20 protein-coding genes are annotated in these 25,197 nt (G+C 59.4%); 4 read left to right on the plus strand and 16 right to left on the minus strand.

Translation table 11 applies throughout. The annotated features are described in order from the left end of the window. Positions 1-16: 16 nt before the first annotated feature. Together N3G78_10050 and N3G78_10055 are read left to right on the plus strand one after the other, a co-directional pair. Positions 17-277 (plus strand): hypothetical protein, encoded by a 261-nt coding sequence (locus N3G78_10050; protein ID MCX8118261.1) that lies wholly within the window; start codon positions 17-19, stop codon positions 275-277. Beyond that, positions 274-2,151 (plus strand): Na(+)/H(+) antiporter subunit D, encoded by a 1,878-nt coding sequence (locus tag N3G78_10055; GenBank protein MCX8118262.1) that lies wholly within the window; start codon positions 274-276, stop codon positions 2,149-2,151. Before N3G78_10050 ends, N3G78_10055 begins: the two co-directional genes overlap by 4 nt. Before the next feature lie 14 nt (positions 2,152-2,165). Here N3G78_10055 and amrB read toward each other — a convergent pair whose 3' ends face one another. From amrB to fusA, 3 genes are all read right to left on the minus strand, one after another. After that, complete coding sequence (gene amrB / locus N3G78_10060) at positions 2,166-3,677, minus strand: AmmeMemoRadiSam system protein B (protein ID MCX8118263.1); 1,512 nt, start codon at positions 3,675-3,677, stop codon at positions 2,166-2,168. Between the two features lie 17 nt (positions 3,678-3,694). Next, positions 3,695-4,144: a D-aminoacyl-tRNA deacylase gene (dtd, locus tag N3G78_10065; GenBank protein ID MCX8118264.1), complete on the minus strand. Its 450-nt coding sequence runs from the start codon at positions 4,142-4,144 to the stop codon at positions 3,695-3,697. 85 nt (positions 4,145-4,229) lie between these two features. Next, a complete protein-coding gene (gene fusA / locus N3G78_10070) occupies positions 4,230-6,326 on the minus strand; it encodes an elongation factor G (GenBank protein ID MCX8118265.1) in 2,097 nt (698 codons plus the stop codon). A 160-nt stretch (positions 6,327-6,486) separates the two neighbouring features. On the opposite strand from fusA, the gene N3G78_10075 reads away from it, so the two are divergent. After that, positions 6,487-7,620 carry a DUF362 domain-containing protein gene (locus N3G78_10075; protein ID MCX8118266.1) on the plus strand — a complete coding sequence of 378 codons (1,134 nt, stop codon included), beginning with the start codon at positions 6,487-6,489 and terminating at the stop codon, positions 7,618-7,620. On the opposite strand, the gene N3G78_10080 is transcribed toward N3G78_10075, so the two are convergent. From N3G78_10080 to glnA, 8 genes are all read right to left on the minus strand, one after another. Then, positions 7,599-8,237: a DUF3786 domain-containing protein gene (locus N3G78_10080; protein MCX8118267.1), complete on the minus strand. Its 639-nt coding sequence runs from the start codon at positions 8,235-8,237 to the stop codon at positions 7,599-7,601. The two genes, N3G78_10075 and N3G78_10080, sit on opposite strands and share 22 nt — an antisense overlap. A 6-nt stretch (positions 8,238-8,243) precedes the next feature. Next, positions 8,244-9,269 carry an alcohol dehydrogenase catalytic domain-containing protein gene (locus N3G78_10085; protein ID MCX8118268.1) on the minus strand — a complete coding sequence of 342 codons (1,026 nt, stop codon included), beginning with the start codon at positions 9,267-9,269 and terminating at the stop codon, positions 8,244-8,246. A gap of 10 nt (positions 9,270-9,279) precedes the next feature. Then, positions 9,280-10,092, minus strand: coding sequence for a 3-hydroxy-5-phosphonooxypentane-2,4-dione thiolase (lsrF, locus tag N3G78_10090; protein MCX8118269.1), 813 nt, complete (start codon positions 10,090-10,092; stop codon positions 9,280-9,282). Between the two features lie 9 nt (positions 10,093-10,101). Next, the gene (locus tag N3G78_10095) at positions 10,102-11,160 is read right to left on the minus strand and encodes a 3-isopropylmalate dehydrogenase (GenBank protein ID MCX8118270.1); all 1,059 of its coding nucleotides are present in this window, start codon (positions 11,158-11,160) and stop codon (positions 10,102-10,104) included. Between the two features lie 56 nt (positions 11,161-11,216). Further along, complete coding sequence (gene purD, locus N3G78_10100; protein MCX8118271.1) at positions 11,217-12,491, minus strand: phosphoribosylamine--glycine ligase; 1,275 nt, start codon at positions 12,489-12,491, stop codon at positions 11,217-11,219. A 21-nt stretch (positions 12,492-12,512) separates the two neighbouring features. Continuing rightward, positions 12,513-14,075, minus strand: a complete 1,563-nt coding sequence (purH, locus tag N3G78_10105) for a bifunctional phosphoribosylaminoimidazolecarboxamide formyltransferase/IMP cyclohydrolase (GenBank protein MCX8118272.1) — start codon at positions 14,073-14,075, stop codon at positions 12,513-12,515. A 78-nt stretch (positions 14,076-14,153) separates the two neighbouring features. After that, a complete protein-coding gene (locus tag N3G78_10110; protein MCX8118273.1) occupies positions 14,154-14,795 on the minus strand; it encodes a lactate utilization protein in 642 nt (213 codons plus the stop codon). A gap of 10 nt (positions 14,796-14,805) precedes the next feature. Next, positions 14,806-16,137: a type I glutamate--ammonia ligase gene (glnA, locus tag N3G78_10115; GenBank protein MCX8118274.1), complete on the minus strand. Its 1,332-nt coding sequence runs from the start codon at positions 16,135-16,137 to the stop codon at positions 14,806-14,808. Between the two features lie 104 nt (positions 16,138-16,241). Here glnA and N3G78_10120 point away from each other — a divergent pair, with 104 nt between their 5' ends. After that, positions 16,242-16,976, plus strand: coding sequence for a GAF and ANTAR domain-containing protein (locus N3G78_10120; protein ID MCX8118275.1), 735 nt, complete (start codon positions 16,242-16,244; stop codon positions 16,974-16,976). A 9-nt stretch (positions 16,977-16,985) separates the two neighbouring features. Here the strand turns inward: N3G78_10120 and N3G78_10125 are convergent, their stop codons facing one another. The 5 genes from N3G78_10125 to N3G78_10145 all read right to left on the minus strand — a co-directional run bounded on the left by N3G78_10125 (position 16,986) and on the right by N3G78_10145 (position 25,190). After that, complete coding sequence (locus N3G78_10125) at positions 16,986-18,653, minus strand: FAD-binding protein (GenBank protein ID MCX8118276.1); 1,668 nt, start codon at positions 18,651-18,653, stop codon at positions 16,986-16,988. A 37-nt stretch (positions 18,654-18,690) separates the two neighbouring features. Beyond that, entirely contained in the window at positions 18,691-20,271 is a 1,581-nt protein-coding gene (locus tag N3G78_10130) for a fatty acid--CoA ligase (protein ID MCX8118277.1), read from the minus strand. Positions 20,272-20,285: 14 nt separating this feature from the next. Next, positions 20,286-22,100 carry a histone-lysine N-methyltransferase gene (locus N3G78_10135; GenBank protein ID MCX8118278.1) on the minus strand — a complete coding sequence of 605 codons (1,815 nt, stop codon included), beginning with the start codon at positions 22,098-22,100 and terminating at the stop codon, positions 20,286-20,288. A 26-nt stretch (positions 22,101-22,126) separates the two neighbouring features. Then, on the minus strand, positions 22,127-23,923 hold the full coding sequence (gene aspS / locus N3G78_10140) for an aspartate--tRNA ligase (GenBank protein ID MCX8118279.1): 1,797 nt from the start codon (positions 23,921-23,923) through the stop codon (positions 22,127-22,129). A gap of 85 nt (positions 23,924-24,008) precedes the next feature. Further along, entirely contained in the window at positions 24,009-25,190 is a 1,182-nt protein-coding gene (locus N3G78_10145) for a class I SAM-dependent rRNA methyltransferase (GenBank protein MCX8118280.1), read from the minus strand. Positions 25,191-25,197 lie beyond the last annotated feature (7 nt).

Consider the following 25,197-nt stretch of genomic DNA (forward strand, 5'->3'; position numbering starts at 1 on the left):
AGCGAGGGTCAACCCGATGAACAGGTGGAGAGAACTTCCCAAGAGAGCTTTCTGGATCTTCTATGGAGCCGGCCTTGGCTTGAGCCTCCTCTTTGGCTTCCTCCTCCCTCGTTTGGGTCTCCTCCATCCCCACTTCCCTTTTCAATCCTTTCCCCAATTCTTCGGCCTCTTCGGTCTCCTCGGATGTCTCCTGCTCATTCTGATCGCCAAAGCCATGGGCTCCCTCCTCTTGAAGGAGGAAGATTATTATGAGAGGGAGGGGAGGGGTTGCCGATGAGAACGTGGATCCATCCCGGCATGGTCATCGTCCTGGGTGCCCTGCTGATCCCTTGGATCAGGTCGAGGCGGTTCCGGTTGACCTACCTCCTGCTCCTGCCGATTGCGGGAATCGGATTGCTTCTCTGGTCCTCATGGGGCGATAACGGGGCGATTCCGGACTGGCCCGAGGCCCTCCATCGCGGCCGGATGGACTTCCTCGATTACACGATCGAATGGGGGCGCATCGACCGGGTGGCCACGGTCTTCGCCTACGTCTTCCTCATCGCCGGGTTCTGCATGAACCTCTATGCCTTCGGCGCGAGGAACAACTGGGAGCACGTCGCCGCCATGGTCTATTTAGGAAGCGCCCTCGGGGCCGTCTTCGCCGGCGACCTCTTCACCCTCTTCTTCTGGCTCGAGATCATGTCCTGGGCCCCTGTCTTTCTCATCTGGTTCAGAGGGACCCGGAGCGCCATGGGTGCGGCGCTTCGTTACGCCCTCTGGCATCACTTCAGCGGGGCCTGCATCCTCGCGGGGATCCTCCTTCACGTCCATCAGACGGGCTCGATCGAACTCGGTCGCCTTCCGTGGGGATGGGGCGGAGAACATCTGGGCTCCAACCTGATGCTTCTCGGGTTCCTCGTCAATGCGGCCACCCCCCCCTTCCACTGCTGGCTCTCCGACACCTACTCCGAGGCCACGCCGAGCGGATCGGTCTATCTGACCGCCTTTACGACGAAGACGGCGATCTACTGTCTGCTCCGGACCTTCCCAGGGCTGGAACTGCTGATATGGCTGGGAGCCCTTCAGGCCATCCTCGCCCTCTTCCTGGCCCTCCTTGAAAACGACGGCCGAAGGCTCTGTTCCTATGATATCATCTCCCAGGTGGGGTATATGGTCGTCGGCGTAGGGATCGGGACCAACCTGGCGATCAACGGCGCCATCTCCCATGCCCTCTGCCATATCCTTTACAACTCCCTGCTCTTCATGGGGGTGGGTTCGGTCCTGGCGGCCGCGGGGACGGCCAAATTCCATGAGCTGGGAGGACTATACCGATATATGCCCCTCCCCTTCTGGCTCTATCTGGTAGGCGGCCTCTCCATTTCGGGGGTCCCGCTCTTCAACGGTTTCATCAGCAAGACGATGACGATCGAGGCCGCCGAGTTGATCCACAACGTCCCGGTCTATCTCCTCCTCGAGGGAGCCACCATCGGGACGTTTTTGACCACCGGCTTGAGGCTCCCTTGGAACATCTGGTTTCAAGGAAAGCAGGATGCCCCGGCCCCGATTCGAGCCAGGCTCGGGACCGCTGCCTTGACCACACCGATCTACATGATCCTGAGCATGGCCATCCTCGCACTCCTCTGCCTTCTCATCGGCGTCTATCCCAAGGTCCTTTATGTATGGCTTCCTTATCCGGTTGAGTTCATCCCCTTCACCCCTGCCCGGGTCTTTTCGATCACCCAGATGCTCCTCTTCACCTTCCTCGGCTTCTGGGTCCTGAGAGGTCACCTCGTCGGCCGTCCATGCCTCACCCTCGACACGGATTGGCCCTTCCGGATCCTGGGAAGAAAACTGATCCGTCTCTGTCAGGGTCCTCTTATGAACTTTGCCTCTTATGTGGACCGAATGGTGATGGTGGGGGTTCGATGGGTCGTCTGGGTGAGCCGCAATCCCTTAGCCGCCCTCGAGATCGGGGGAAAGGAACTTCTTCTCAAAGCCCAGAAGGCCCTTTCGCTCCCGTTGGCCAAGGGCCTCTCCTATCAGGCGATCGAGGAGAGGAAGAGGCAGTATCCCGCCTCGGCCATTCTTTTTCCTCTGGGCGCCGCCATCGGGACCATCCTCCTCTTCTTCGTTCTCTACTTGGCCTTCTATCTCTTCGCCCCCCCCTGAAGAAAGAGGTGCCCTCAAAAGATATCGGCGGAGAAGATGTAAATTTCGGTATCCTTCTCCTTCCAGGCATTGGGAGGAAGCCCCGCCTTCTGGCAGGTATGCTCGAGGAAGGTTTTGCGGTCCCATCCGTTTTCGGTGGCCACCTGGGGAAGGAGTAGGCCGGAGAACCATCCCTTTCGGATGTAGATCCCGTGCTTTCCCACCTCGATCTCGTTGACGTCCGAGATCCTTTTGAGGGGAGTGAGCACCGAAATTTCGATCTCGAGCTCTGGAAGTTCGCTCTCCGTCACGGGCGAAAAACGGGGATCTCGGAAGGCGGCCGCCTCCGCCATCTCCTCCACCGTCTTGTAAAGGGGCCCCCTTCCCTCGATGTAGCCGATGCACCCTCTCAGCTGGCCTCTCTTATGGAGGGTGACGAAAGCCCCTCGATGCTCCCTGAGCCTGGGAGCCTCGATTTTGAATTCCGGCAGGGGCCTCCCTTTGGCCCGATTCTCGATGACGGTCTTGGCGATGTGGCGGAGGATCTTCTTCTCCTCCTCGCTCAACCCCAAATCGACGCCCACCCGCTTCTCCCCTTTCATCTGCACCTCTCCCTCGGCCTTCCGATAAAGGACGGCGGAGACGTATCCGACGACGCGGCCCCGGTCTCCGGTAACGTCTCCCGAATTTAAATACTGAAGGACCTTGCTTCGATTCGCCCCCAGGGCTTTTGCAGCCATCATCACCGTGAGGGCGGGCCCTCCCCCACAGGCCTCGCAGCGGCCTTCCCTCAGATCGCGGCTCAGCCCCTCTGGGTCGAATCGTTCCACATGGCCGAGAAAGATCCGGTCCAGTTGAACCGCCTTCTCATAAGGATGAAAATGGGAGAGGTCGGTGCTGGCCACCATCAACACCCTCTTGCCCCGGACCGTCTCGGCGATGGCCTGACTGAGGGACCTGCAGGTCTCGAGACTCCAGTAGGGCTCCATCACGATGGGGACGAGCTTGAACGACTTTAAGGCGACCTGGAGAAAGGGGATCTGGACCTCAAGGGAATGCTCCTGCCGATGGGCCTCGGGAAGGAATTGAATCCCCCTCCAACGCTCCATCATCCTCTTCGACAGCTCCTCATCGATGGGCACGACCCCCAAAGGGGTCCGATACCCTCCTCGGTCGTAGAGGGAGGCCCCTTTGAAGGCGACCCGGTGGCTGGGGGCGACGACCACCACGGACGGAAACTCCTTCCCCTGGATCAATTTGTAGGCCGAGGCCGCCACGAGGCCTGAGTAGATGTAACCGGCGTGAGGGGCGATCAGCCCAACGATCTCGCCCTCGATCGTCTCCCGCTTGACCTGGTCGAGATATTTTTGAATCTCCCTTCGAAGGATCTCCGGTCGATCCGGATAGAACGTCCCCGAAACCGCAGGCTCTCTGATCTCTCCCATCCCCACCTCCTTCCTCTCCCTGAAACCGAAGGGTTCACCGATGAGGAGAAATGGAACGAGGAAGACCACGGCGAAACAGAAGATTAGAACGTGGAGGCGCACCCTTCCTTTTTCACGCCTTAGGCTTTGTGTCGACTTTCGAGGATGAGGGTAACCGGTCCATCGTTCACCAGATGGACCTCCATTTTCGCCTGAAACTGGCCGGTCTCGACCCGAAGGTTCTGCTCCCGCAATCTCCGGACGAGGCCTTCGTAGAGCTCCCGAGCCCGCCCAGGCGCTTCGGCCTCCGTAAAGGAGGGCCTCCTCCCTTTCCGGCAATCGGCATAGAGGGTGAACTGGGAGACGACCAGGATCTCTCCCCCGATCTCTTTGAGGGATAAGTTGAACTTTTCGGATTCGTCTTCGAAGATTCTCAGCTCCGGGATCTTGGTGGCGAGAAAGGAGAGATCGTCATCGCCATCGCCCTTGCCCACGCCCAAGAAGACGAGTAGGCCCTGACCGATCTTTCCCGTGACCTGACCGTCGACCAGAACCTCCGCAGACTTCACCCGCTGGATGACAGCCCTCATGGCCCTATGGGATCCGAGATCCGGAGCTCGAAACGGATTCGACGTTAAGGAGCCAGGGGTTCGCCGGACATTGGAACCCCCTCTTTCAATCCTCTTTCTCCTTCTCTTTTTTGGCCTGGGCGATCACCTTCTCGGCCAGCTGGGCAGGGACCTCCTCATAATGGGAGAACTCCATGGTGAAGGTTCCCCGGCCACCGGTTTTGGAGTTGAGGTCTGGGGCATATTTGAGCATCTCGGCCATGGGGACGTGGGCTTGGATCACCTGATAATTCCCTTTGGCATCGACCTTCAGGACCCGCCCCCTCCGGCTGTTCAAATCGCCGATCACATCCCCGATGGTCTCCTCCGGCGCGATCACCTCGACCTTCATGATCGGCTCGAGCAGAACGGGATTGGCCTCTTGGATCCCCTTTTTGAAACACATGATGGCCGCGATCTTGAAGGCCATCTCCGAGGAGTCGACCTCGTGGGATTTCCCATCGTAAAAACGAACCTTCACGTCCACCACCGGATACCCCGCCAGAACGCCGCTCTGCATCGCCTCGAGGATCCCCTTCTCCACGGCGGGGACGAAATTCCTCGGCACGTTCATCCCCACCAGGGCATTCTCGAATTCGAAGCCCTGTCCTCGGGGGAGGGGGGAGATGTCGAAGTGGACTTCGGCGAACTGGCCCCTTCCGCCGGTCTGCTTCTTGTGCCGGTAGATCACCCCCTGCTTTGATCCCCGGATCGTCTCTTTGTAGGGGACTTTGGGCGTGCTCAGGTTGACCTCCACCCCGAACTTCCGCCGGAGCTTCTCGATGATCACCTCTACATGGGTCTGGCCCACTCCGGAGAGGAGGATCTCGCCGGTCTGCTCATCCCGTCCCACGGTCATCGTCGGGTCCTCCTCGTGGATGCGGGCCAAGGAGGCTGCGATCTTCTCTTCGTCGCCCTTCGACTTGGGAGTGATCGCATAGGTGATCATGGGTTGGGGGAGCTTCGTCTCTTCGAAGACGATCGGGTTCTTTTCGTCGCTGAAGGTGTCCCCGGTCGTCGTCTCCTTCAATTTGGCGACGGCTGCGATATCCCCCACGCTCACATATCCGATGGGCTTCTGCTTCTTCCCCTCCAGGAGGAAGATCTGGCCGATCCTCTCCTTCACGTCCTTCTTCGAATTATAGACCGTCGAATCGGCGTTGAGGCTTCCGGAGTAGACCCGAAAGAGGTTGAGCTTGCCCGCAAAGGGGTCGGCGATCGTTTTGAAGATGAAGGCCGAAAGGGGACCGTCCTCCTTGGGCTCCCGGGTCACCACCTCGCCGGTCTTGGGATGCCTTCCCTGGACGGCGCCTCTCTCCGCCGGGGACGGGAAGCATCGGATGATGAGGTCCAAGAGGGGTTGGACTCCGATATTCTTCAGGGAGGAACCGCAAAGCGCCGGCACCACCTTCCTCTCGATCGTCCCTTTTCGGAGGCACCGGAGGATCTCGTCGCGGGAGACCTCCCCTGACTCGAGATACTTCTCCATCAACTGGTCGTCCATCTCCACCACGGCCTCGATCATCTTCTCGCGAAGCCGCCCGGCCTCCTCTCTCAGGTCCTCCGGGATCTCGGCGATCTCGAACTGTCCGCTTCCGTCCTCTTTGTAGACGTAGGCCTTCTGTTCGATGAGATCGACCACCCCTTTGAAATGCCTCTCCGCGCCGATCGGGAGCTGGACCGGGACGAGGGAGAAGGTTGGAAAACTCTTTCCCACCTCCTCGACCACCTTCAGGAAATCGGCCCGCTCCAGGTCCATCTTGGTCACGAAGAGGATCCTCGGCACCTGAAACTCGTTCGCATATCCCCAGACCGTTTCGGTCTGTACCTTCACCTCGGAATTTCCGCCGATGACGATCACGGCCCCGTCCACCACCCGCATGGAGGCCTTCGCCTCGGCGATGAAGTTGGCGTAGCCTGGGGTGTCGATGAGATAGAACCGGTGTTTATCCCATTCGAAGTGGGCCAAGGAGGCGCTGATGCTGATCTTCCGGTTGACCTCTTCAGGTTCGAAATCCATCAACGAAGAACCGTCGTCCACCCGACCCAGACGGGTATTCTCTCCTGTGTCGAAGAGGATGGCCTCGACCAGGGAGGTCTTTCCCTCTCCCCCATGTCCGAAAGTCCCGATGTTGCGGATATGGCTCGGTTCGAATCGTTTCATCTTGGCTCCTTTCCCGTCCCGTCCGACCGAAATCGATAGAACAATTTTTCCTACCCTATTTCCCGAATAAAATCAACCCTGCTCCTTGAAAATCCACCCGATCCCGTTTCGTTGACAGCCCTCCGAGATTCTCTTAGAATTCTGCCGCGGAGGATCCCCCATGAAAAGCGCGGTCTTCTTCTCCGACCTGAAGGTCGAACCCAAAAGGACGCTCTTCGACAAACTCGACCTCCTTCTGGATCGCACGGAACTGAGGAAAAAGATCAAGGAGAAGGATCTGGTGGCCATCAAGCTCCACTTCGGCGAGAGGGGGAACACCGCCTACGTCCGGCCGGTCTATGTGAGAAGGATCGTAGACCGGGTGAGGGAGTGTGGAGGGAAGCCCTTTTTGACCGACACGAACACCCTCTATATCGGGGCCCGGAGCGAGGCGGTCTCCCATCTTCACACCGCCTATGAACATGGCTTCACCCCGCTCACGGTCAACGCACCGGTCCTGATCGCGGACGGGCTCAGGGGCAATAGCGCCGTGAAGGTCCGGATCGACAAGCCCCTCTTGAAGACGGTCTCCATCGCCCACGAGATTCACATGGCCGATGTCCTCCTCGCCGTCACCCACTTCAAAGGCCATGAGCTTTCGGGATTCGGCGGAGCCTTGAAGAACCTCGGGATGGGATGTGCCAGCCGGGAGGGGAAGTTAACGCAGCACTCGAACATCTCGCCGCAGGTGAAGAAGAAGGCGTGCAAGGGATGCGAAAGCTGCCTCCCCTGGTGTCCCTCCGGGGCCATTTCGATGGTCCCCCAGGAGGTGGAAGGCCGGCAGAGGCCTCGGGTCGCTCTCATCGACCCCCAAAAATGCATCGGTTGTGGCGAGTGCATCCTGGCCTGTCCGGCCGGGGCCGTCCAGATCCAGTGGAACGAATCGATCCCCCTGTTCCAGAAGAAGATGGTCGAGTACGCCTTCGGTGCCCTGGTCAAGAAAAGGGGCAAGGCCCTCTTCCTCAACTTCCTCACCCAGATCTCTCCCGCCTGCGACTGTTACGGGTTCTCCGACGTCCCGATCGTCAACGACATCGGGATCCTGGCCTCGGAAGATCCGGTGGCGATCGATCAGGCCTCGGCCGATCTCGTCAATGCCCAGGAGGGCAACCCTTCTTCGAAGCTAACGAAGAATTTGAAGGCCGGGGGAGACAAATTTCGCGGTCTCTACCCCGAGGTGGACTGGACCATCCAGCTCGCCTATGCGGAGGAGATCGGCCTGGGCCGAAGGGGTTACGATCTCATCCGGATCTGAGGTTCGTGTGAACCTTGGGCCAGCAGGGCGATGATCCTCTTGGCCGTATATTCGGCCGTATCGGCCAGCCCCTCCACCGGCAGGAAACGGTCCGCGTTGGAGCTGAAGAGGCAGGTCACGGTCGCGGGAAACTCTTCGTCCTCGAGATTGAACAGATAGTAGAGAGGGACTTTGGGCAGAGGATAGAGCGTAAACGAGAAGTGGTAGCGTTTCACATCCAGATTGAGGTTTCCGTCGAAACGGGCGATCAATGCCTCCTTGGCCTTTTGGATAGAGGGGACATAGGGAAGGAGGATCCTCTCGGCGTTCTGGCTGAAGGCGGCCTGGTAGTTCATCCCTCCCCTGAACTGCCGGAAGGCCTTCAAAGGCTGGAGTCGAACCGGTTCCTCATCGGCCTGACTGGCATAGAGGGCGATCAAGACCCCCTCCGGACCGTCGAGGGGTTCTCCGTCGAGGAGGACCTCCTCCGGACGGAGCTCACAGGCCCCTCCGAAGGCCCTGAAGCGGAGGGCGCCCCCCTCCCATCTTCCGGGCAAGGAGGCTTCGAGGTCCCTGAGGGGTCGGGACCAGGCCTTCTGTAAATACTCCCTCTGGATCTCGCGCAGCGTCGGTGACATGGCCCCTCATCGATGGGGTTCTATGACGACCTTCAAGGACTCCTTCCCCTCCTCCACCAGCCTAAAACCCATCTCGATCTCCGCAAGAGGGAGGCGGTGGGTGATCATCTCCCGGAGGGGAAGTCGATGGGATCGGATCAGCTCGATGGCTTGGAGAAGGTCTCCGGGCGCGGCCCCATAGGTGGGGAGGAGGGTGATCCCGTCGTTCCAGAATTGGAAGAAGGGGAGGACGAAATTGAGCTCCGGTTCGAGGGGAGCGAAGCAGAGGACCGTCCCTCCTCGCTCCACGGTCTCCAGGGCCTGCCGGTAGGCTGAAACCGCCCCCGCACAGACGATGACCAAATCGGGCAGATCTCCCCCGTTCACCTCTCGAATCGTCTCTGGGCTGGCCTCTTTGGCCAGGAGGACCTCATCCGCTCCAAAGGTGCTGGCCATCCGAATTCGGGTCTCCTGGAGATCCGAGGCGATGATCCTCCCCGCCCCCGAGGCGCGAGCCAGGGCGATGTGGAGGATTCCCGAAATCCCGCTTCCGATCACGAAGACGCTCTGGCCGGGTTCAAATCGTGCCAGCCTCTGACCCCGGAGGACACAGGCCAGGGGCTCGATAAAGACCCCCTCTTCGAAGGAGACCTCCTCGGGGAGGACGAAGGTCCCCCGTTCCACCTGGAGTTGGGGAACTCGGACATATTCGGAAAACCCCCCGGGGTCGACATTGGTCTTTCGCAACGTATCGCAAACCGTGTGATGCCCCTTGAGGCAATGTCGGCAGGTATTGCACGGGACATGATGAGAGACGAAGACCCTCTGGCCCACTTTAAACCGGCCCACCCCTTCCCCCACCTCCACGATCTCGCCGGTCATCTCGTGCCCGAGGACCCGCGGGGCCTTCTGGATTCGATACCACTCCATCACATCGCTGCCGCAGAGGCCGCTGGCGATTACCCGAACCCGCAGCTCTCCCGGGCCGATCCGGGGCACGGGCCTCTCCTCCAGACGGATGTCCCGATTGTTGTAATAGACGGCAACCCGCATCGACCGAAATCTATGAAGGATGAGAGAGACGGAGGCCCGCGGCCTTTTCCTGTTCGAGGATCTCCGCCGCTTCTCTTAGCGAGGCCTTTTCGTGGATGATGGCTCGAAGGGCTTTGATCATGGCCACGGGGTGCTCGTTCTGCCAGATATTCCTTCCGAGGTTGACGCCGATGGCACCCTTCTCCATGCCATCGTGGACGAACTGGAGGACCTCTAAATCGGAGTCGACCTTGGGGCCGCCGGCCATGACCACAGGAACCGGACAGCCCTGGACGACACGCTCGAACCCCTCGCACCAGTAGGTCTTGACGAGCCGGGCCCCCAGCTCGGCCGCGATCCGGCAGCTCAGGGCAAGGTAGCGGGCATCCCGCTTCTCCAGCTCCTTTCCCACGGCCGTGACCGCCATCACCGGGATCCCGTATTTCTCACCCTCATCGACCAGCCTGGCCAGATTGAGAAGGTTCTCCTTTTCGTGGTCGCTCCCGATGAAGATGGAGAGGCCGACGGCGGAGGCATTGAGCCGGATCGCCTCCTCCATGGACGTGGTGATCCCTTCGTCCGACAGGTCCTTGCCCACCATGCTGGTGCCGCCCGAGACCCGGAGGATGATCGGTTTGGAACGGGCAGGATCGATCGAGGATCGGAGCACCCCTCGGGTGACGAAGAGGGCATCGCAGTAGGGAAGCAGGGGCTTGACCGTCTCGCCAGGCCTCTCCAGCTTTCGCGTGGGCCCCTGAAAATATCCATGGTCGATGGGCAGAAAGAGGCAATGCCCATCGGGTTGGATCAGCTGCGCCAAACGGTTTTTCATCCCCCAATCCATCTTCGACTCCTAACTTTCTAAGATATACCTCACCACCCGGTCGCCGACCTGGGAGGTGCTCAAGCCCATCTTGCCCGCGCTCAGGTTCTTCACATCGTTCCGGACGACCTTCATGACCGCCTCTTCGATGGCCCTGGCCGACGCCCTCTCCCCCAGGTGATCCAGCATCATCTGACAGGCCATGATGGCCGCCAGGGGACTGACCACCCCCTGGCCCGTGTATTTCGGGGCGGAGCCTCCCATCGGTTCGAACATGGAGACCCCATGGGGATTGATGTTCCCCCCTGCGGCGATGCCCAAACCTCCCTGGATCATCGCGGCCAGGTCGGTGATGATATCTCCGAACATATTGTCGGTGACGATGACGTCGAACCACTCCGGATTCTTCACCATCCACATACAGATGGCATCGACGTGGGCGTAATCGGTCTCGATGTCGGGAAACTCCCTGGCCACCTCCTTGAAGGTCCTCTCCCAGAGATCGAAGGCGTAAGTGAGGACGTTCGTCTTCCCGCAGAGGGTCACCTTCTTCTTTCCGTCCCTCTTCCTGCACAATTCGAAGGCGTAACGGACGCACCGCTCCACGCCCTTGCGGGTGTGGATCGCCTCCTGGATGGCGATCTCATCCGGTGTGCCCTTCTTGTGAAAGCCCCCTGCGCCCAGATAGGCCCCTTCGGTATTCTCCCGGACGACGATGAAGTCAATGTCCTCTGGGCCTTTGTCCTTAAGTGGGGTCTCCACCCCGGGGTAGAGTCTGACTGGCCTCAGGTTGATATATTGATCGAGCTCGAAACGGATCCTCAGAAGGATCCCCTTCTCGAGGATCCCCGGCTTCACCTCCGGGTGGCCGATGGCGCCCAAGTAGATGGCATCTACCTTTTTCAAGGCATCGAGAACCTGATCGGGCAGGACCTCTCCGGTCTTGAGATAATGGTCTCCGCCCAGTTCGTAATGGGCCAGTTCATAGCGGAATCCGAATTTTTCCGAAACCGCTTTCAGGACCTTCAACCCCTCTGCCACCACTTCGGGGCCGGTCCCATCTCCTGGAATCACCGCGATCTTGTACATTTCTCCCTTCCATCCTCCTCTGTTTTAATCCGATCTTTTCCGATGCCCACTCCTTTTCAGAGCCAGCACAAGGCCTTCTTTCCGATGTCCCGGCGATAATGGACCCCTTCCCAGGAGATCTTCCCAACCGCCTCATAGGTTCTTTCGATCGCCTGGAGTATCGTCTCTCCGAGGCCGGTGACCCCCAAGACCCTTCCTCCGCTGGTCACCACCTGGCCGTCCTGGAAGGCCGTCCCGGCGTGGAAGACGACGACCCCTTCCATCTTCGAGACCTCCTCAAGCCCTTTGATCCGCTTTCCCTTCTCATAACTCCCCGGATAGCCCCTCGAAGCCATCACCACGCAGACTGAGGCGCGACGATCCCACTCGAGCTTGCACCCGGAGAGGGTGCCGTCCAGACAGGCCTTCAGCACGGGGACGATATCGTTTTTCATGCGCAGGAGCAGGGGCTGAGTCTCCGGGTCCCCGAATCGGACGTTGAACTCGAGCACCTTGGGCCTTCCTTCGGAGATCATCAGGCCGGCGTAGAGGACCCCCTTATAAGGCCTCCCCTCCTCGGCCAGGGCCTGAACGATCGGTCGCAAGATTCTTTCGACAATCCTCTGGCTCACCTCATCGGTGACCACAGGGGCTGGAGAGTAAGCCCCCATCCCACCCGTATTGGGTCCCTCATCCCCGTCGAAGACGGCCTTGTGGTCCTGAGAGGAGGCAAGGGGGAGGATCGATCTCCCGTCGGTGAAGGCGAGGTAGGAGGCCTCCTCTCCCTGGAGATACTCCTCGATGACCACCCGCCTGCCCGCCTCACCAAAAACCTTCTCCACCATCATCTGATCGACGGCCCGGAGGGCCTCCTCCTCCGTCCTGCAGAGGATGACGCCCTTGCCCGAAGCCAGGCCGTCGGCCTTGACCACGAGGGGTGCGCCCTGCCGACGGATATGGGCATGGGCCTTGTCACGGTCCTCGAAGACCTCGAAGGAGGCGGTGGGGATGTGATACTTTTTCATCAGTTGCTTTGCAAAGGCCTTGCTCCCTTCCAGTTCGGACGCCCTCTGGCTCGGGCCGAAGATGGAAAGCCCTCTCGATTCGAAGAGGTCCACGATCCCCCGGGCGAGGGGATCCTCAGGCCCGACCACGGTGAGATCGATCTTTTCGGCCAGGGCAAAGTTCAGAAGGCCCTCCAGATCGCTGGCGGAGATGGGGACGATATGGGCCTGTCGCGAGATCCCGGCATTGCCAGGAGCGCAGTAGACTTTCGAGACGAGGGGGCTTTGGCCGATCTTCCAGACCAGGGCATGTTCCCTGCCCCCTCCACCCACCACGAGGACCTTCATCGTCTCCCTCCGCCTCTTCGTTTAATGCCGAAAATGTCGCATCCCTGTGAAGACCATGGCGATGTGATACTCGTCCGCAGCCGCGATGACCTCTTCGTCCCGGATCGAACCTCCCGGCTGGATGATGGCCACGGCCCCGGCCTCGGCAGCCGTATCGACATTGTCCCTGAAGGGAAACATGGCATCCGAGGCCAGAACCGTTCCCTTGGTCGTGCTCCTGGCCTTCATCACCGCCAGCCGGGTGGAATCCACCCGGCTCATCTGGCCCGCTCCGATGCCGACGGTCCGGTCCTCTCGGACCAGGACGATGGCGTTCGACTTGACATGTTTCGCCACCTTCCATCCGAAGGCCATGGCCCTCATCTCCTCCGGGGTCGGCCTTCTCTTCGTCACCACCCTCCATTGATCCATGGGGACCTTGCCGAGGTCCCGATCCTGGACGAGAAGGCCTCCCACGACCTTTCGAAGGTCGTATCCTTTCTGAGGGGAATAGGAGGCGAGAGGAGGCGTCTGGAGGATCCGGAGATCCTTTTTGGTTTTTAGGATCTCGAGCGCCTCGGGATCGTATCCGGGCGCGATGATCGCCTCGAGGAAGAGGTCCCGCATCTCGAGGGCGGTCTCGGGATCGACGGGCCGGTTGAACCCGACGATCCCGCCGAAGGCCGAAACCGGGTCACAATCCCTGGCCTTTCGATAGGCATCGGCCAGGCTCGTCGAGGAGATCGCCACCCCGCAGGGATTGTTGTGTTTGATGATCACCACAGCGGTCTCTTCGAATTCCTTCACGGTCTCGTAGGCCGAGTCGAGGTCCAAGATGTTGTTATAGGAGAGCTCTTTGCCGTGAAGCTGGACCGCATTGGAGACGGAGGGTTCGGTCAAGCCATATTCCCGGTAAAAGGCTCCCCGCTGATGCGGGTTTTCGCCGTAGCGGAGCTCCTGGACCTTCTTGACCTGAAAGGTAAAGGTCTCCGGAAATTCGAAGGCCTTCTTTCCTTGTTCGATCTGGCCCAAATAGTTGGAGATCGCCCCATCGTAACGGGCGGTATGCTGAAAGACCTTCCTCGCCAGCCGAAAATTGGTCTCCAGGGAGATCTCCCCCTTGGCCCTCAATTCGGTGAGGATCGGATCGTAATCGCCGGGATCGACCACCACGGTGACATCCGGATAGTTTTTGGCCGCAGAACGGAGCATCGTGGGACCGCCGATGTCGATATTCTCGATGGCCTCCTCCAGCGAGCAATCCTCTCTGGCGACCGTCGCCTCGAATGGATAGAGATTGACGGCCACGAGGTCGATGGGAAGGATGCCGTGTTCCTCCATCGTCCTGACATGCTCCGGTTTGGACCGTTGTCCCAGGAGGCCTCCGTGGATCTTGGGGTGGAGGGTCTTGACCCTCCCATCCATCATCTCGGGAAATCCTGTGTAATCCGAGATCTCCTTGACGGGGATCCCTTGATCTCGCAATAGCCTGGCCGTCCCACCGGTCGAGAGGATCTCCACCCCCATCTCCGCCAGTGCCTTGGCAAAGGAGGCGACCCCTGTCTTGTCCGAGACGCTGATCAGTGCCCTTCCGATTTTACCCATGATTGCTTCCCCTTCGAGGTGGATGATAGGAGTTTCCGGGGGCGAAACCCGGAAACCCCCTTGCGCAGATGAAAAAGATCAGAACCCAAGCTCTTCCCCGACGATGAGGATCGACATCTCGGTCAACGAGGGCCTTCTCTCGTGGATGACGATCACCCTGCAGATCCGCTGAGGGGAGTTGCAATCGACGCAGCGGGCCGCCCGAGCACAGGGGAGATCGAGATTGAGGCGCCTCGCATTGAGGGGTGCCGAGACGTTCTTGATCCTCCGGATCGCCTCCTGAACGTCCTCGACGATCTTGTTATACCCGGCCACGAGCAAGACCTTCCCTGGGCCGAAGATCGTCGAATTGACCCGGTTGCCGATCCCGTCGATATTGACCAGCTCTCCGTTTAGGGTGATCGCATTGACGCTGCTCAAAAAAAGATCGGAGCCCATCTGGGCCTTTCGGGTCGAAAGGACCTCCTCCTTTGAAAGTCCCGAGGCCCAGTGGTCATAGAGCCGGTGGCCCCTCGCTTTTAACGTTTCGAGGATCCCCAATTCCCTGATCGTAAGGGAGCCGCCCACGCCGATGGTCTGGCCAGCCGCCACCTGCTTTAGAATCTCGGATACGGCCTCCTGCCGATCTCTCACGTAGGCCGCCTTGAAGTCGTGGGCCTCCAACCTCTCCACCGCCCTTTTGGCCCTCTCTTCTGCCCACCACCGCTTGATCGAGTCCATCGCCCCCCTCCTATAGGATCGAGAAGTACTGCTCCAGCTCGTAGTCCGTCACCCTGGCCCGGTAACGCTCCCATTCCATCTTCTTGTTCTCGATGAATTTAAAAAAGACCTCGTCTCCCAGGGCCCTTCGGACCAGATCGCTCTTCTCGGTCACCTGGATCGCTTCCCAGAGATCCTCCGGTAGCGTCTCGATCCGGTATCTTCTCCGTTCCTTCTCGGTCATTTCGTAGACATTTCTCTCCACCGGATCCCTCAGGGGATACTTCTTCTCGATCCCCTCCAAGCCCGCCGCCAACATGACGGCAAAGGCCAGATAGGGGTTGCAGGCCGGATCCGGACACCGGTATTCGACTCGGGTGGCCATCTCCTTTCCGGGTTTGTAGACCGGAATCCGGATGAGGTCGGAGCGGTTTCGTTGGGCCCAAGAGATATAGACGGGCGCCTCGTATCCCGGCACCAGCCGCTTGTAGGAATTCACCCACTGGTTGGTGACCAGCGTGATCTCCCGGGCATGTCTCATCAGACCGGCGATATAGTGCTTGGCGATCTCGGAGAGGTGGTACTTGTCTTTCGGATCGAAGAAGGCGTTCTTCCCTCCCCGGAAGAGAGATTGATGGGTGTGCATCCCGCTTCCGTTGACCCCATAGACCGGTTTGGGCATGAAGCTGGCATAGACCCCGTTCTTGAGGGCCACCTCCTTGACGATCAACCGATAGATCATCGTCCGATCGGCCATGGTGAGGGCGTCCGAATATTTAAGATCGATCTCGTGCTGGCTCGGGGCCACCTCATGGTGGCTGTATTCTACGGGGACGCCCATCTCCTCGAGGGCCATCACGATCTGCTTCCGGAGGTCGCTCGCCACATCGAGGGGGGTGAGGTCGAAATAGCCCCCCGAGTCGAGAAACTCGGGCTTTCCGGTCGAATTTTTGAAAAAGAAGAATTCGAGTTCAGGCCCGACGTTGAAGGTAAACCCCATCTTCCTCGCCCGCTCCAAATTCTTCTTCAAAACCCACCGGGGATCGCTCTGATAGGGGCTGCCATCCGGTTGGAGGATGTCGCAGAACATCACGGCCACCACATGATCGTTCGTTTTCCAGGGAAAGATCCGGAAGGTGGAAGGATCGGGTTTGGCCACCATATCGCTCTCGTCGATGCGGGCAAATCCAGCGATCGAGGAACCGTCGAACCCCATGCCGTCCTCCAGGGCGGCCTCCAGCTCGCGGACGGTGATCGAAAAGCTCTTCAAAAACCCGAGGATGTCGGTGAACCAGAGCCGGACGAACTTGACCTTCTTCTCTTTCACGATCCGCAACACATCCTTCTTGTTTAGCGTCGCCATGACCTCCGTTCCCCCCTAAATTTTTTTATCATGTAGCATAAAGACCCGTGGACGGTCAACTCTCGCAGAAAGGGCCGTTGACAGGGAAGGCTTTTTTTTTTAAATTGAGGGAACCTCGAACCTGGAGGAGGCCTCTGGCTTCGAAAAAGACCTCCTACAAAGAGCAGATCAAGGCCCTGACGGAGATCAGCAAGGCCATCGCCTCGGACCGCTACCTCGACGACATCTTGAAGCTGATCGTCACGGTGACGGCCAACGTGATGGACTCGAAGATCTGTTCCCTCTGGCTCCTCGACGAGAAGGAGAAGGTGCTGAAGATCCGGGCCACCCAGACGATGAGCGAGGAATACCTCAAGGAGAGGAGCCTCAAGCTAGGAGAAGGGATCGTCGGATACGTGGCCCAGACCCGTAAACCCCTGACGATCCTCGACGTCCTGAAGGAGCCCCGCTACAAGGAGAAAGAACTGGCCAAGAAGGAGGGGCTCGTCTCCATGATCAGCGTCCCCCTCTGCGTCAAGGACAAGGTCATCGGGGTCATCAACTGCTATACCTCTTATCCCCATCAATTCACCGAAGGCGAGAAAGAGATCCTCACGGCGGTGGCCAGCCAGGCGGCCATCTGCATCGAGAGCACGGAGCTGATGGTGAAGACGAAGGTGATCCAGGAGGAGCTGGAGGCGAGGAAGCTGGTCGAGCGGGCCAAGGGCGTCCTGATGAGGCGTCAAGGGTTGAGCGAAGAGGAGGCCTTCAAACGGATTCGGAAGGCCAGCATGGACAGCCGAAAGAGCATGCGGGAGATCGCCGAGGCCATCCTCCTCACGGACAAGATGGGGACATAGAAGAGCTTCCTACCTGAGGGTCCCTTCGTATACTGTCGTCAGCTGACGGTTTCTCACGAGAGGATTGGTGTAATCCGGAAGAAGAAGGGGGGAGATCCTCCGCCGGTCGACGCCTGCCTCTCTCAACTCCTCGTGAAATCTCCTCACGTGGTCGAGGCTCAGACGGCCCTGCCGAGCCATGTCCAAGGCATAGAGGGCACCGTTTCTCCCGGCGATCCTTCCGAAGACGAGGACATCCATGAGGGAGTTTCCTCCCAAGCGGTTCTCTCCGTGGACCCCTCCGGTCACCTCGCCAGCGGCATAAAGACCTCTGATCGAGGTCTCCCCTTTCTCGTTAAACCTCAGCCCCCCGTTCTGGTAATGGAGGGTCGGATAGACCAAGAGAGGATCCTTCGAAAGGTCGATCCCATATCGTTTGAAGAGCTTAAACTTTCCGACGAACTGTTGGGCAACCGTCCCCTCTCCGTAGAGGAGATCGATCATCGGCGTATCGAGCCAGACCCCGACCTTCCCGGAAGGGGTTTCGACCCCCTTCCCCAGACGGCACTCCCGGATGATGGAAGAGGCACAGGCATCCCGGGGCTCTGTCTCGCAGACGAAGGGCCTCCCTTCGATGTTGAGCAGCTGGGCCCCCGCTCCCCTGAACTTTTCGGAGATCAACAACCCCTCCGCCTGCTCCGGGAAGACCGCACCCGTCGGATGATACTGGGTCGTGTGAAGGAAGCAGACCTCCACGCCTGCCCGATAGGCCAGGACCAGACCATCGCCCGTGGCCCCGTAATGATTGGTCGTGGGAAAGCCGCCGATGTGTAACCGACCGGAACCTCCGGTGGCGAGAATCACGGCCTTCGCCCTGACCAGATGATACTCCTCCGTTTCGAGGTTGTAGAGGAGGGCGCCGGCGCAATCGCCATGCTCGTTGAGAAGCAGCTCCACCGCCGGGGTGAACTCGAGGATCTGGATCCCCGGCCTGTTCCGCGCCTCGTCCCTGAGGGTTCGCATGATCTCCGTGCCCGTGATGTCGGCCGCCACGTGATCCCTCTTCCGGGACATCCCTCCGAGGTGGAAGGTCTTGAGGTTTCCGTCCGGTTTCTTGTCGAAGATCACGCCCAGCCCCTCGAGCCATTGCAGGACCCTGGGGGCCTGCGTCACGAGGGTATAGACGAGTTCGGGGACGTTGGTGAAGTGGCCGCCTCCGATCGTATCGAGGTAGTGATAATAAGGAGAGTCCTTGCCCGGTCGAGAGGCGGCCTGGATCCCTCCCTCGGCCATCATCGTGTTGGCATCCCCGTGTCTCAGTTTGGTGGCGAGCAGGACCCTGGCCCCTTGTTCCTGGGCGATGAGACTTGCGGCCGTCCCCGCCCCTCCCCCACCGATGATTAGAACATCGGTTTCGAGACTCACATCCGAAAGGTCGACCCGGTCCGGGTCGATTCGGCCCCAGGCCTCCAAGATCTCACAAATCTCCACGGGGACGGCGTAGCCCTTGCTCGGACCGATCCGCAACGGCCTCAGGGCCCCTTCGACGTAGGAGGGATGAAACTGCCTGAGCCGCTCTTCCTTCTCCGAGAGGGAGAGCCTCGGAAACTCCCAGCCCTCCCGCTTCTTGGCCAGACGTTCGGGCCGGGTCTCTTCGACCCTTCGAATCAAGGCTCTGAGCTCGGCGGGGTAAGCCATGGTTCAGGATGGGACCAAGGAAGGCCTTGCCACTCCTTCAGTGGACCTTCTTCTCGTACCCTTTCCAGTAAGGCTCTCGGAGTTCTTTCTTCTGGATCTTTCCGGAGCCCGTTTTGGGCAGGGCCTCCAGGAAGTCGATCGACTTGGGGGCCTTGTAATGGGCGATCCGTTCCTTGCAGAACTGGATGATCTCCTCGGCCGTGGCCTGGGCGCCGGGCTTGAGCACGACGATCCCTTTGACCGCCTCGCCCCATTTTTCATCGGGAACGCCGATGACCGCGCATTCCAAGATGGCGGGGTGCATGTAAAGGACATTCTCCACCTCGGTGGAGTAGACGTTTTCGCCTCCGGTGAGGATCATATCTTTTTTGCGATCGACGATCGTCACATACCCTTCTTCGTCCATCACGGCCATGTCGCCGGTGTAGAGCCAGCCCTGGCGGATCGCCTTGGCCGTCTCCTCGGGAAGCTTCCAGTAGCCCGGGGTCACGATATCGCCCCTCACGATGATCTCCCCCACCTCTTTCTCGTCCTTTTGGACCTCTTCCCCTTTCTCGTTGACCACCTTCAACTCTACCGCGATGAACTCCCTCCCGGTCTTCGACTTAAATCTCAACTGGTCCTCCTCCGGAAGCCTCCTCAGAGGCTCCTTGAGAATGGACAGGGTGAGGTAAGGGCTGGTCTCGGTCATCCCGTAGGTCTGGATGTAATCGCATTTGAAGGTCGCCACGATCTTCCGGACCACCTCTGGCGCGATGGGCGCACCTCCGCTCAAAAGAACCCTCAGGCTGCTGTAATCGTGCCTTCCTGCGTCCGGATGGTTCACCATCAGGTTGAGCATGGTGGGGATCAGATTGGTCAGGGTCACCCTCTCCTTCTCGATCGTCTCGAGCACGACCTTGGGGTTGAACTCCCTCACCAGGACATGGGTTCCGCCGACCCAGGTGATGGCCCAGGTGGCCCAGGCATCGGCCAGGTGGAAGAGGGGGGCGACGTGGACCCAGACATCCCGGTCGGTCAGGTGAAGCTCGGCGATCGTTCCGAGGGCATGGGTGGTGACATTCTTATGGGTGAGCATCACCCCTTTGGGCCTCCCTGTGGTCCCGCTCGTGTAGTAGAGCTGGGCGATGTCCTCTCCGTCGATCGGGACTTCGGGGAGGGGATCCGGGGCCTCCCTCCGGAGCATCTCCTCATAGGAGGAGGCTGCCTCCCCCGTCAGCCCGCTCGGGTCTCCAGTCCAGAGGATCCTTTTCACCCCCGGGAGCCGCTCCCGGATCGAGTCGATCGGCCCCCTGTATTGGGGATCAGAGATCAACACCTTCGATTCCGAGTCCTCGAGGATATAGGCCATCTCTCCGGGCGAGAGACGGATGTTGATGGGGACCGCGATGGCCCCGATCTGGCCGATCCCATAATAGGACTCGAGAAAGGTGTGGCAGTTGGGGTGTAGGATCGCCACCTTGTCCCCTTTCTCGACGCCGAGGGACCGCAAGACCCGGGAGAGCTGGTTGATCCTTTCCTGAAATTGTCGATAGCTCCAACGCCTCCCTCCGCAGACGATCGCCTCTTTCCCAGGAAAGAGCTTGCTCGCCTTTTTCAAGGTCTCCACCAGGTTCATCCTTCCCTCTCCCCCTATTCGCTTTCGCTCTTGGTCAGGTCTTCAAACCGGATATCCATTCCGAGCACGCCCTTGATCTCTCCCATCTCGTTCCGGATCGGTCCGGAGAGCGTGATGCAGAGGGCCCCGGTATGTTTCGAGGTGTAGAGGTCGGTCACGTGGATCTTGCCGTCCTTCAGGGGCGCGATGAACCAAGAACGATCAGAATAATCCTCGCCCACCCCGACGTGGGCAAATTTCGACTGATCCACAGGTTGAACGATGGTGCGGGTGATCTTGATCCCGTGGATGTTGACCACATAGACATATTGCAGGTAAGGATATTCGTCCACGAGCGACTGGAGGATCGGTTCCATCTGGGCTGGATCCATCGATTTGATGCCGGGCTCCTCGATCACCCGTTCGATGATGTGGTAGGCCATCTCCTTGGCCCTCGTCTTCAACATGTCGAATTCGGAGACGAAGATCTCGGGCAGGTACTTCCGGGCCACCTTCTCCATCTCCTGATCGGAGATGGACGTCGTCCTCCCCTCCTCGTACTGTTTCATCACCCAACGATTGATCTTCGCCACCCCCGGATGGGTCTTCTCGATCCGGTCCTTTCCGGTCAGGGCGAAGTGGGAGTTGATCCACTGGGCGATCCCCGCCAGGCCCGATTTGTCGTTGACCGAGATGGAGATGGGCCGGTTGAGGATCTTGGCGGTGTTGAAGATGTTGTAGATCTCCTCGTTCTTCAGGATCCCATCGGCATGGATGCCCGCGCTCGTGGCATTGAAGTTGGCTCCCACGAAGGGCATATTGGCCGGGATCTGGACCCCGATGTTCCGCTCGAAATAGTTGCGGATCTCGGTGATCATCGTGGTATCGACGCCGTTGTTGTGGCCCATCAGGCTGATGTATTCGATGACCAACCCCTCCAGGGGAGGATTGCCCGTCCGCTCGCCGAATCCGAGGAGGGTGCCGTTGGCCGCCGAGCAACCGTAAAGCCAGGCCGTGGTGGCGTTGATCAGGCCCTTGTGGAAATCGTTATGGCCGTGCCACTCTAAATATTCCGAGGGAACGCCCGCATCGTCGATCATCGCCCGGATGATCTTGGGGACGCATCTCGGGAGGGCTGCGCCGGGATAGGTCACCCCGAATCCGAGGGTATCGCAGAGCCGGATCTTGACCGGGAGCTTGGCCTCCTCGGAAAGGCGCATCAGGTCCTGGGCGAAGGGAACGCAGAACCCGTAGATGTCGGCCCGGGTCACGTCCTCGAAATGGCAACGGGGCGTGATGCCCAGTTCGAGGGCCGCCGAGACGATGGAGAGGTACTCCCTCAGCACGGCCCTTCGGTTCTTCCTCAGCTTCAAGAAGATATGATAATCAGAGACCGAGGTGAGGATGCCGGTCTCCTTCAGCCCCATCTCCTTGACCAGCTTGAAATCCTCCTTGACGGCGCGGATCCAGCCGGTGATTTCAGGATACCGGTAGTTGCGCTCCTGGCACCTTCGGACCGCTTCCTTGTCCTTCTCGCTGTAGAGAAAGAATTCGCACTGACGGATCACGCCGTTGGCCCCTCCCAATTTATGGAGCATGTCGAATAGGTCGACGATCTGCTCCACCGTGTAGGGAGGCCTCGCCTGCTGGCCATCCCGGAAGGTCGTGTCCGTGATGAAGATCTCCTCGGGAGGGTCGATGAAGACAAACCGGTTGTCGAATTCGATCCTGCAGACCTCGTCGTAAGGGAAGATGTGACGGTAGAGATTCGGCTCCTGAGTGTCGATGAGCGGAAACTGGACGTTGGCGGTCTTGGCAAGGATCGCTCTCTTCTTTTTCGTCAGGACCATTGGCATTCCTCCGTAGGCAAGGGGCGTTAAACTTTCAGCTTGATCCAGAGTTCATCGAGCTGTTTTGCATCGACCCTGGAAGGGGCGTCCGTCATCAGACAGGTCCCCTTCTGGGTCTTCGGAAAGGCGATCACGTCCCGGATCGACCCCGAATGGGTCAGGATCATGACCAGACGATCGAACCCGAAGGCGATCCCCCCGTGGGGAGGCGTGCCATATTCGAGCGCCTCCAGGAGAAACCCGAACCGCTGCCTCGCCTCCTCCTCGCCCATCCCCAACTTTTCGAAAAGGAGGGACTGAACCTCCTTCAGGTGATTCCGGATGCTCCCCCCCCCGATCTCCGAACCGTTCAGGACCAGGTCATAGGCCTTGGCCTTCACCTCTTCGGGACGGTCCTTCAGTTTCGAGAGGTCTTCGTCTTTGGGCGCGGTGAAGGGATGGTGAACCGCGACATATCGGCCCTCTTCAGGGTCATATTCGAGCAGCGGAAAATCCAGGATCCATACAAAACGATACTCCTCCTCCGGAATGAGGTTCAATTTCCGGCCGAGATGGAGCCGAAGATTGGCCAGGGACTGGTTCACCACCCTGGATGCCCCGGCGATGAAGAGGAGGAGGTCCCCCTCTCGGGCCTCCATCCTCTCCTCCACCTTCCTCCGTTCTTCCGCACTCAGGGATTTCTGCAGAGGTGACTGCCACTCCCCCGTTCCGACCCTCGCAGAGATCAAGCCTTTGGCCCCGTAATCGTAAACGAACCGGGTAAGGTCGTCGATCTCCTTCCTCGAAAAATTGGCCCCTCCCTTCACATTGATCGCCTTGACGATCCCTCCCTGGGCCAATGCCTCCTCGAAGATCTTGAAGGTCGTGCCTTGCAACAGGGAGCTGAGGTCCCGCAACTCCAGGCCAAACCGAAGGTCGGGTTTGTCCGTCCCGTAGCGATCCATGGCCTCGTCGTAACTTAAAACAGGGAAGGGGGTCTTGAGGTCGATCCCCATCACCTCCTTGAAGAGATGGACCATCAATCCTTCCATCGTCCTCCGGATATCCTCGACGGTGACAAAGGACATCTCCACGTCGATCTGTGTAAACTCGGGCTGCCGGTCGGATCGAAGGTCCTCGTCCCTGAAACACCGGACGATCTGGAAGTAGCGGTCATAGCCTGCGACCATCAGGATCTGTTTGAAGAGCTGAGGGGACTGGGGAAGGGCATAAAAATGGCCTGGACTCAGCCGACTGGGAACGAGAAAGTCCCTGGCGCCCTCAGGGGTCGATTTGGTGAGCATGGGCGTTTCGATCTCGAGAAAACCGAGGCGGTCGAAATAGGCCCTCACCTCCTTGGCCAGCCTGTGCCGGAGCATGAGGTTTCTCTGAAGGCTTGGCCTCCTGAGGTCGAGATACCGGTATTTGAGGCGGGTGTTCTCCCCCACCCCCTCTTCATCTTCGATGAGAAAGGGCGGGGTCTTGGAGACATTGAGGATCTTCAACTCCCGGGCGACCACCTCGACCTCTCCCGTGGGGAGTTTCGGGTTGGCCGTCCCCTCGGGCCTCAAAAGGACCTCTCCTTTAACCCCGACCACATACTCGCTCCTGAGACCCTGGGCCTTCTCATGGGCCTGGCGGCTGGCCTCCGGACTGAAGACGACCTGAACCAGGCCCTGGCGATCCCTCAACTCGATGAAGATAAGCCCTCCGAGGTCCCTTCTCTTCTGAACCCATCCCAAAAGGGTCACCTCCCGGCCCGAGTCCTTTCTGCGAAGTTCTCCGCAATAATCGGTCCGCCTCCAGTCTCCAAGCAGGTCGATCGTCACCTTCGATTCATTCATGATTCCCTTTGCGTTGATTTGGGATTTCGGTGAGAAGGTTTTTTAAAAAAAAATGTTAACCCAATCTCCAATTCGGGTCAAGGAGTCAGCGGACCCTTAAAATCATCCCTCTCAAATACTCCCCTTCGGGGTGGAAGAGATCGACAGGATGGTCGATGGGATGGCCCCTCCGCCCCAGGAGTTGGACGCCCCTGCCCGCATCGACCGCTGCCGACAGGACGATTTTTTGGAAAAGGTCCCAGCCCACGTGGTGGGAACAGGAAAAGGTGAAGAGAAGGCCTCCCTCCCGCAGGAGACGGAAGGCCTGGAGGTTGAGCTCTTTGTAGCCCCTTGAGGCCCCGGGCAGATGGCCCTTCCTCTTCGCAAAAGGAGGGGGGTCGAGGATCACCACGTCATAACCAGGCTCGAGGCCCCTCAACACCTCGAAGGCATCCCCTTTGATCAGTCGAAAGGGAGTCTTCTCCAATCCATTGAGCCTCCGATGCTCTTCTGCCCTCCTCAAGGCCTCTTCGGAAGATTCGACGAGGGTGACCTCCGAGGCCCCGCCCAGTCCGGCATGGATGGAGAAGGCCCCCGTATAGCTGAAGCAATCGAGCACCCTCTTCCCCCCGGCCATCTTTTGGAGGGTCGACCGATTCTCCCTCTGATCCAGATAGAACCCGGTCTTTTGGCCATTCTCTATGTCGATGAGGAAACGACCGCCGTGCTCAGCCATCTCGATGAAAGAGGGGACCCCTTCCCCATAGAGGAGGCCCTTTGTCTCGGGCAATCCCTCCTCTTTTCGCGCGGGGACGTCGCTCCTTTCATAGACGGTCTGAGGCCTAAACTCTTGAACGAGGAGGTCGACCAGAAGCCTCTTCACCCGTTCGATCCCCGCGGTCAAACATTGAATCACGAGGGTCTCTCCATACCGATCCACGATCAACCCAGGCAGGTGATCTCCCTCTCCATTGACGACCCGGTAGGCAGTGGTCTGCCCCCGGAGTCCCCTCCCCCTGAGGCGATCGGCCTGGACCAGTCGGCCCCTAAAAAAGGAGGAATCGATGGCTTCCCGGTTTCTCGTGAGCAAACGGAGGGTGATCTGGGAGCGGGGATTGAAGTATCCGGTCCCTAAAAATCTTCCGTCGCTGGAATAGACCTGAGCGATCTCCCCGGGCTCCAGGTCCCCTTCGGCCTTGGCGACGGCGCCGGAGAAGATCCAGGGATGGCCCCGGAGGAGAGGCATCTCCTTTCCTTTTTTAAGGACGATCCTCGGCAGGATGGCCATGTCTCAA

It is taken from the genome of Thermodesulfobacteriota bacterium (genome assembly GCA_026415035.1).
GTDB lineage: Bacteria > Desulfobacterota > BSN033 > BSN033 > UBA1163 > RBG-16-49-23.

What these genes read in the sequence shown, in the direction of transcription:
- lsrF (MCX8118269.1), bottom strand. Translation starts at nt 10,092, where the DNA reads ATGGATTGGGGGATGAAAAACCGTTTGGCGCAGCTGATCCAACCCGAT.
- glnA (MCX8118274.1), bottom strand. Translation starts at nt 16,137, where the DNA reads ATGGCGACGCTAAACAAGAAGGATGTGTTGCGGATCGTGAAAGAGAAG.
- N3G78_10135 (MCX8118278.1), bottom strand. Translation starts at nt 22,100, where the DNA reads ATGGTCCTGACGAAAAAGAAGAGAGCGATCCTTGCCAAGACCGCCAAC.
- N3G78_10080 (MCX8118267.1), bottom strand. Translation starts at nt 8,237, where the DNA reads ATGTCACCGACGCTGCGCGAGATCCAGAGGGAGTATTTACAGAAGGCC.
- N3G78_10055 (MCX8118262.1), top strand. Translation starts at nt 274, where the DNA reads ATGAGAACGTGGATCCATCCCGGCATGGTCATCGTCCTGGGTGCCCTG.
- N3G78_10095 (MCX8118270.1), bottom strand. Translation starts at nt 11,160, where the DNA reads ATGTACAAGATCGCGGTGATTCCAGGAGATGGGACCGGCCCCGAAGTG.
- purH (MCX8118272.1), bottom strand. Translation starts at nt 14,075, where the DNA reads ATGGGTAAAATCGGAAGGGCACTGATCAGCGTCTCGGACAAGACAGGG.
- N3G78_10075 (MCX8118266.1), top strand. Translation starts at nt 6,487, where the DNA reads ATGAAAAGCGCGGTCTTCTTCTCCGACCTGAAGGTCGAACCCAAAAGG.
- N3G78_10130 (MCX8118277.1), bottom strand. Translation starts at nt 20,271, where the DNA reads ATGAACCTGGTGGAGACCTTGAAAAAGGCGAGCAAGCTCTTTCCTGGG.
- N3G78_10110 (MCX8118273.1), bottom strand. Translation starts at nt 14,795, where the DNA reads ATGGACTCGATCAAGCGGTGGTGGGCAGAAGAGAGGGCCAAAAGGGCG.
- N3G78_10085 (MCX8118268.1), bottom strand. Translation starts at nt 9,269, where the DNA reads ATGCGGGTTGCCGTCTATTACAACAATCGGGACATCCGTCTGGAGGAG.
- dtd (MCX8118264.1), bottom strand. Translation starts at nt 4,144, where the DNA reads ATGAGGGCTGTCATCCAGCGGGTGAAGTCTGCGGAGGTTCTGGTCGAC.
- N3G78_10125 (MCX8118276.1), bottom strand. Translation starts at nt 18,653, where the DNA reads ATGGCTTACCCCGCCGAGCTCAGAGCCTTGATTCGAAGGGTCGAAGAG.
- N3G78_10050 (MCX8118261.1), top strand. Translation starts at nt 17, where the DNA reads ATGAACAGGTGGAGAGAACTTCCCAAGAGAGCTTTCTGGATCTTCTAT.
- aspS (MCX8118279.1), bottom strand. Translation starts at nt 23,923, where the DNA reads ATGAATGAATCGAAGGTGACGATCGACCTGCTTGGAGACTGGAGGCGG.
- N3G78_10145 (MCX8118280.1), bottom strand. Translation starts at nt 25,190, where the DNA reads ATGGCCATCCTGCCGAGGATCGTCCTTAAAAAAGGAAAGGAGATGCCT.
- purD (MCX8118271.1), bottom strand. Translation starts at nt 12,491, where the DNA reads ATGAAGGTCCTCGTGGTGGGTGGAGGGGGCAGGGAACATGCCCTGGTC.
- fusA (MCX8118265.1), bottom strand. Translation starts at nt 6,326, where the DNA reads ATGAAACGATTCGAACCGAGCCATATCCGCAACATCGGGACTTTCGGA.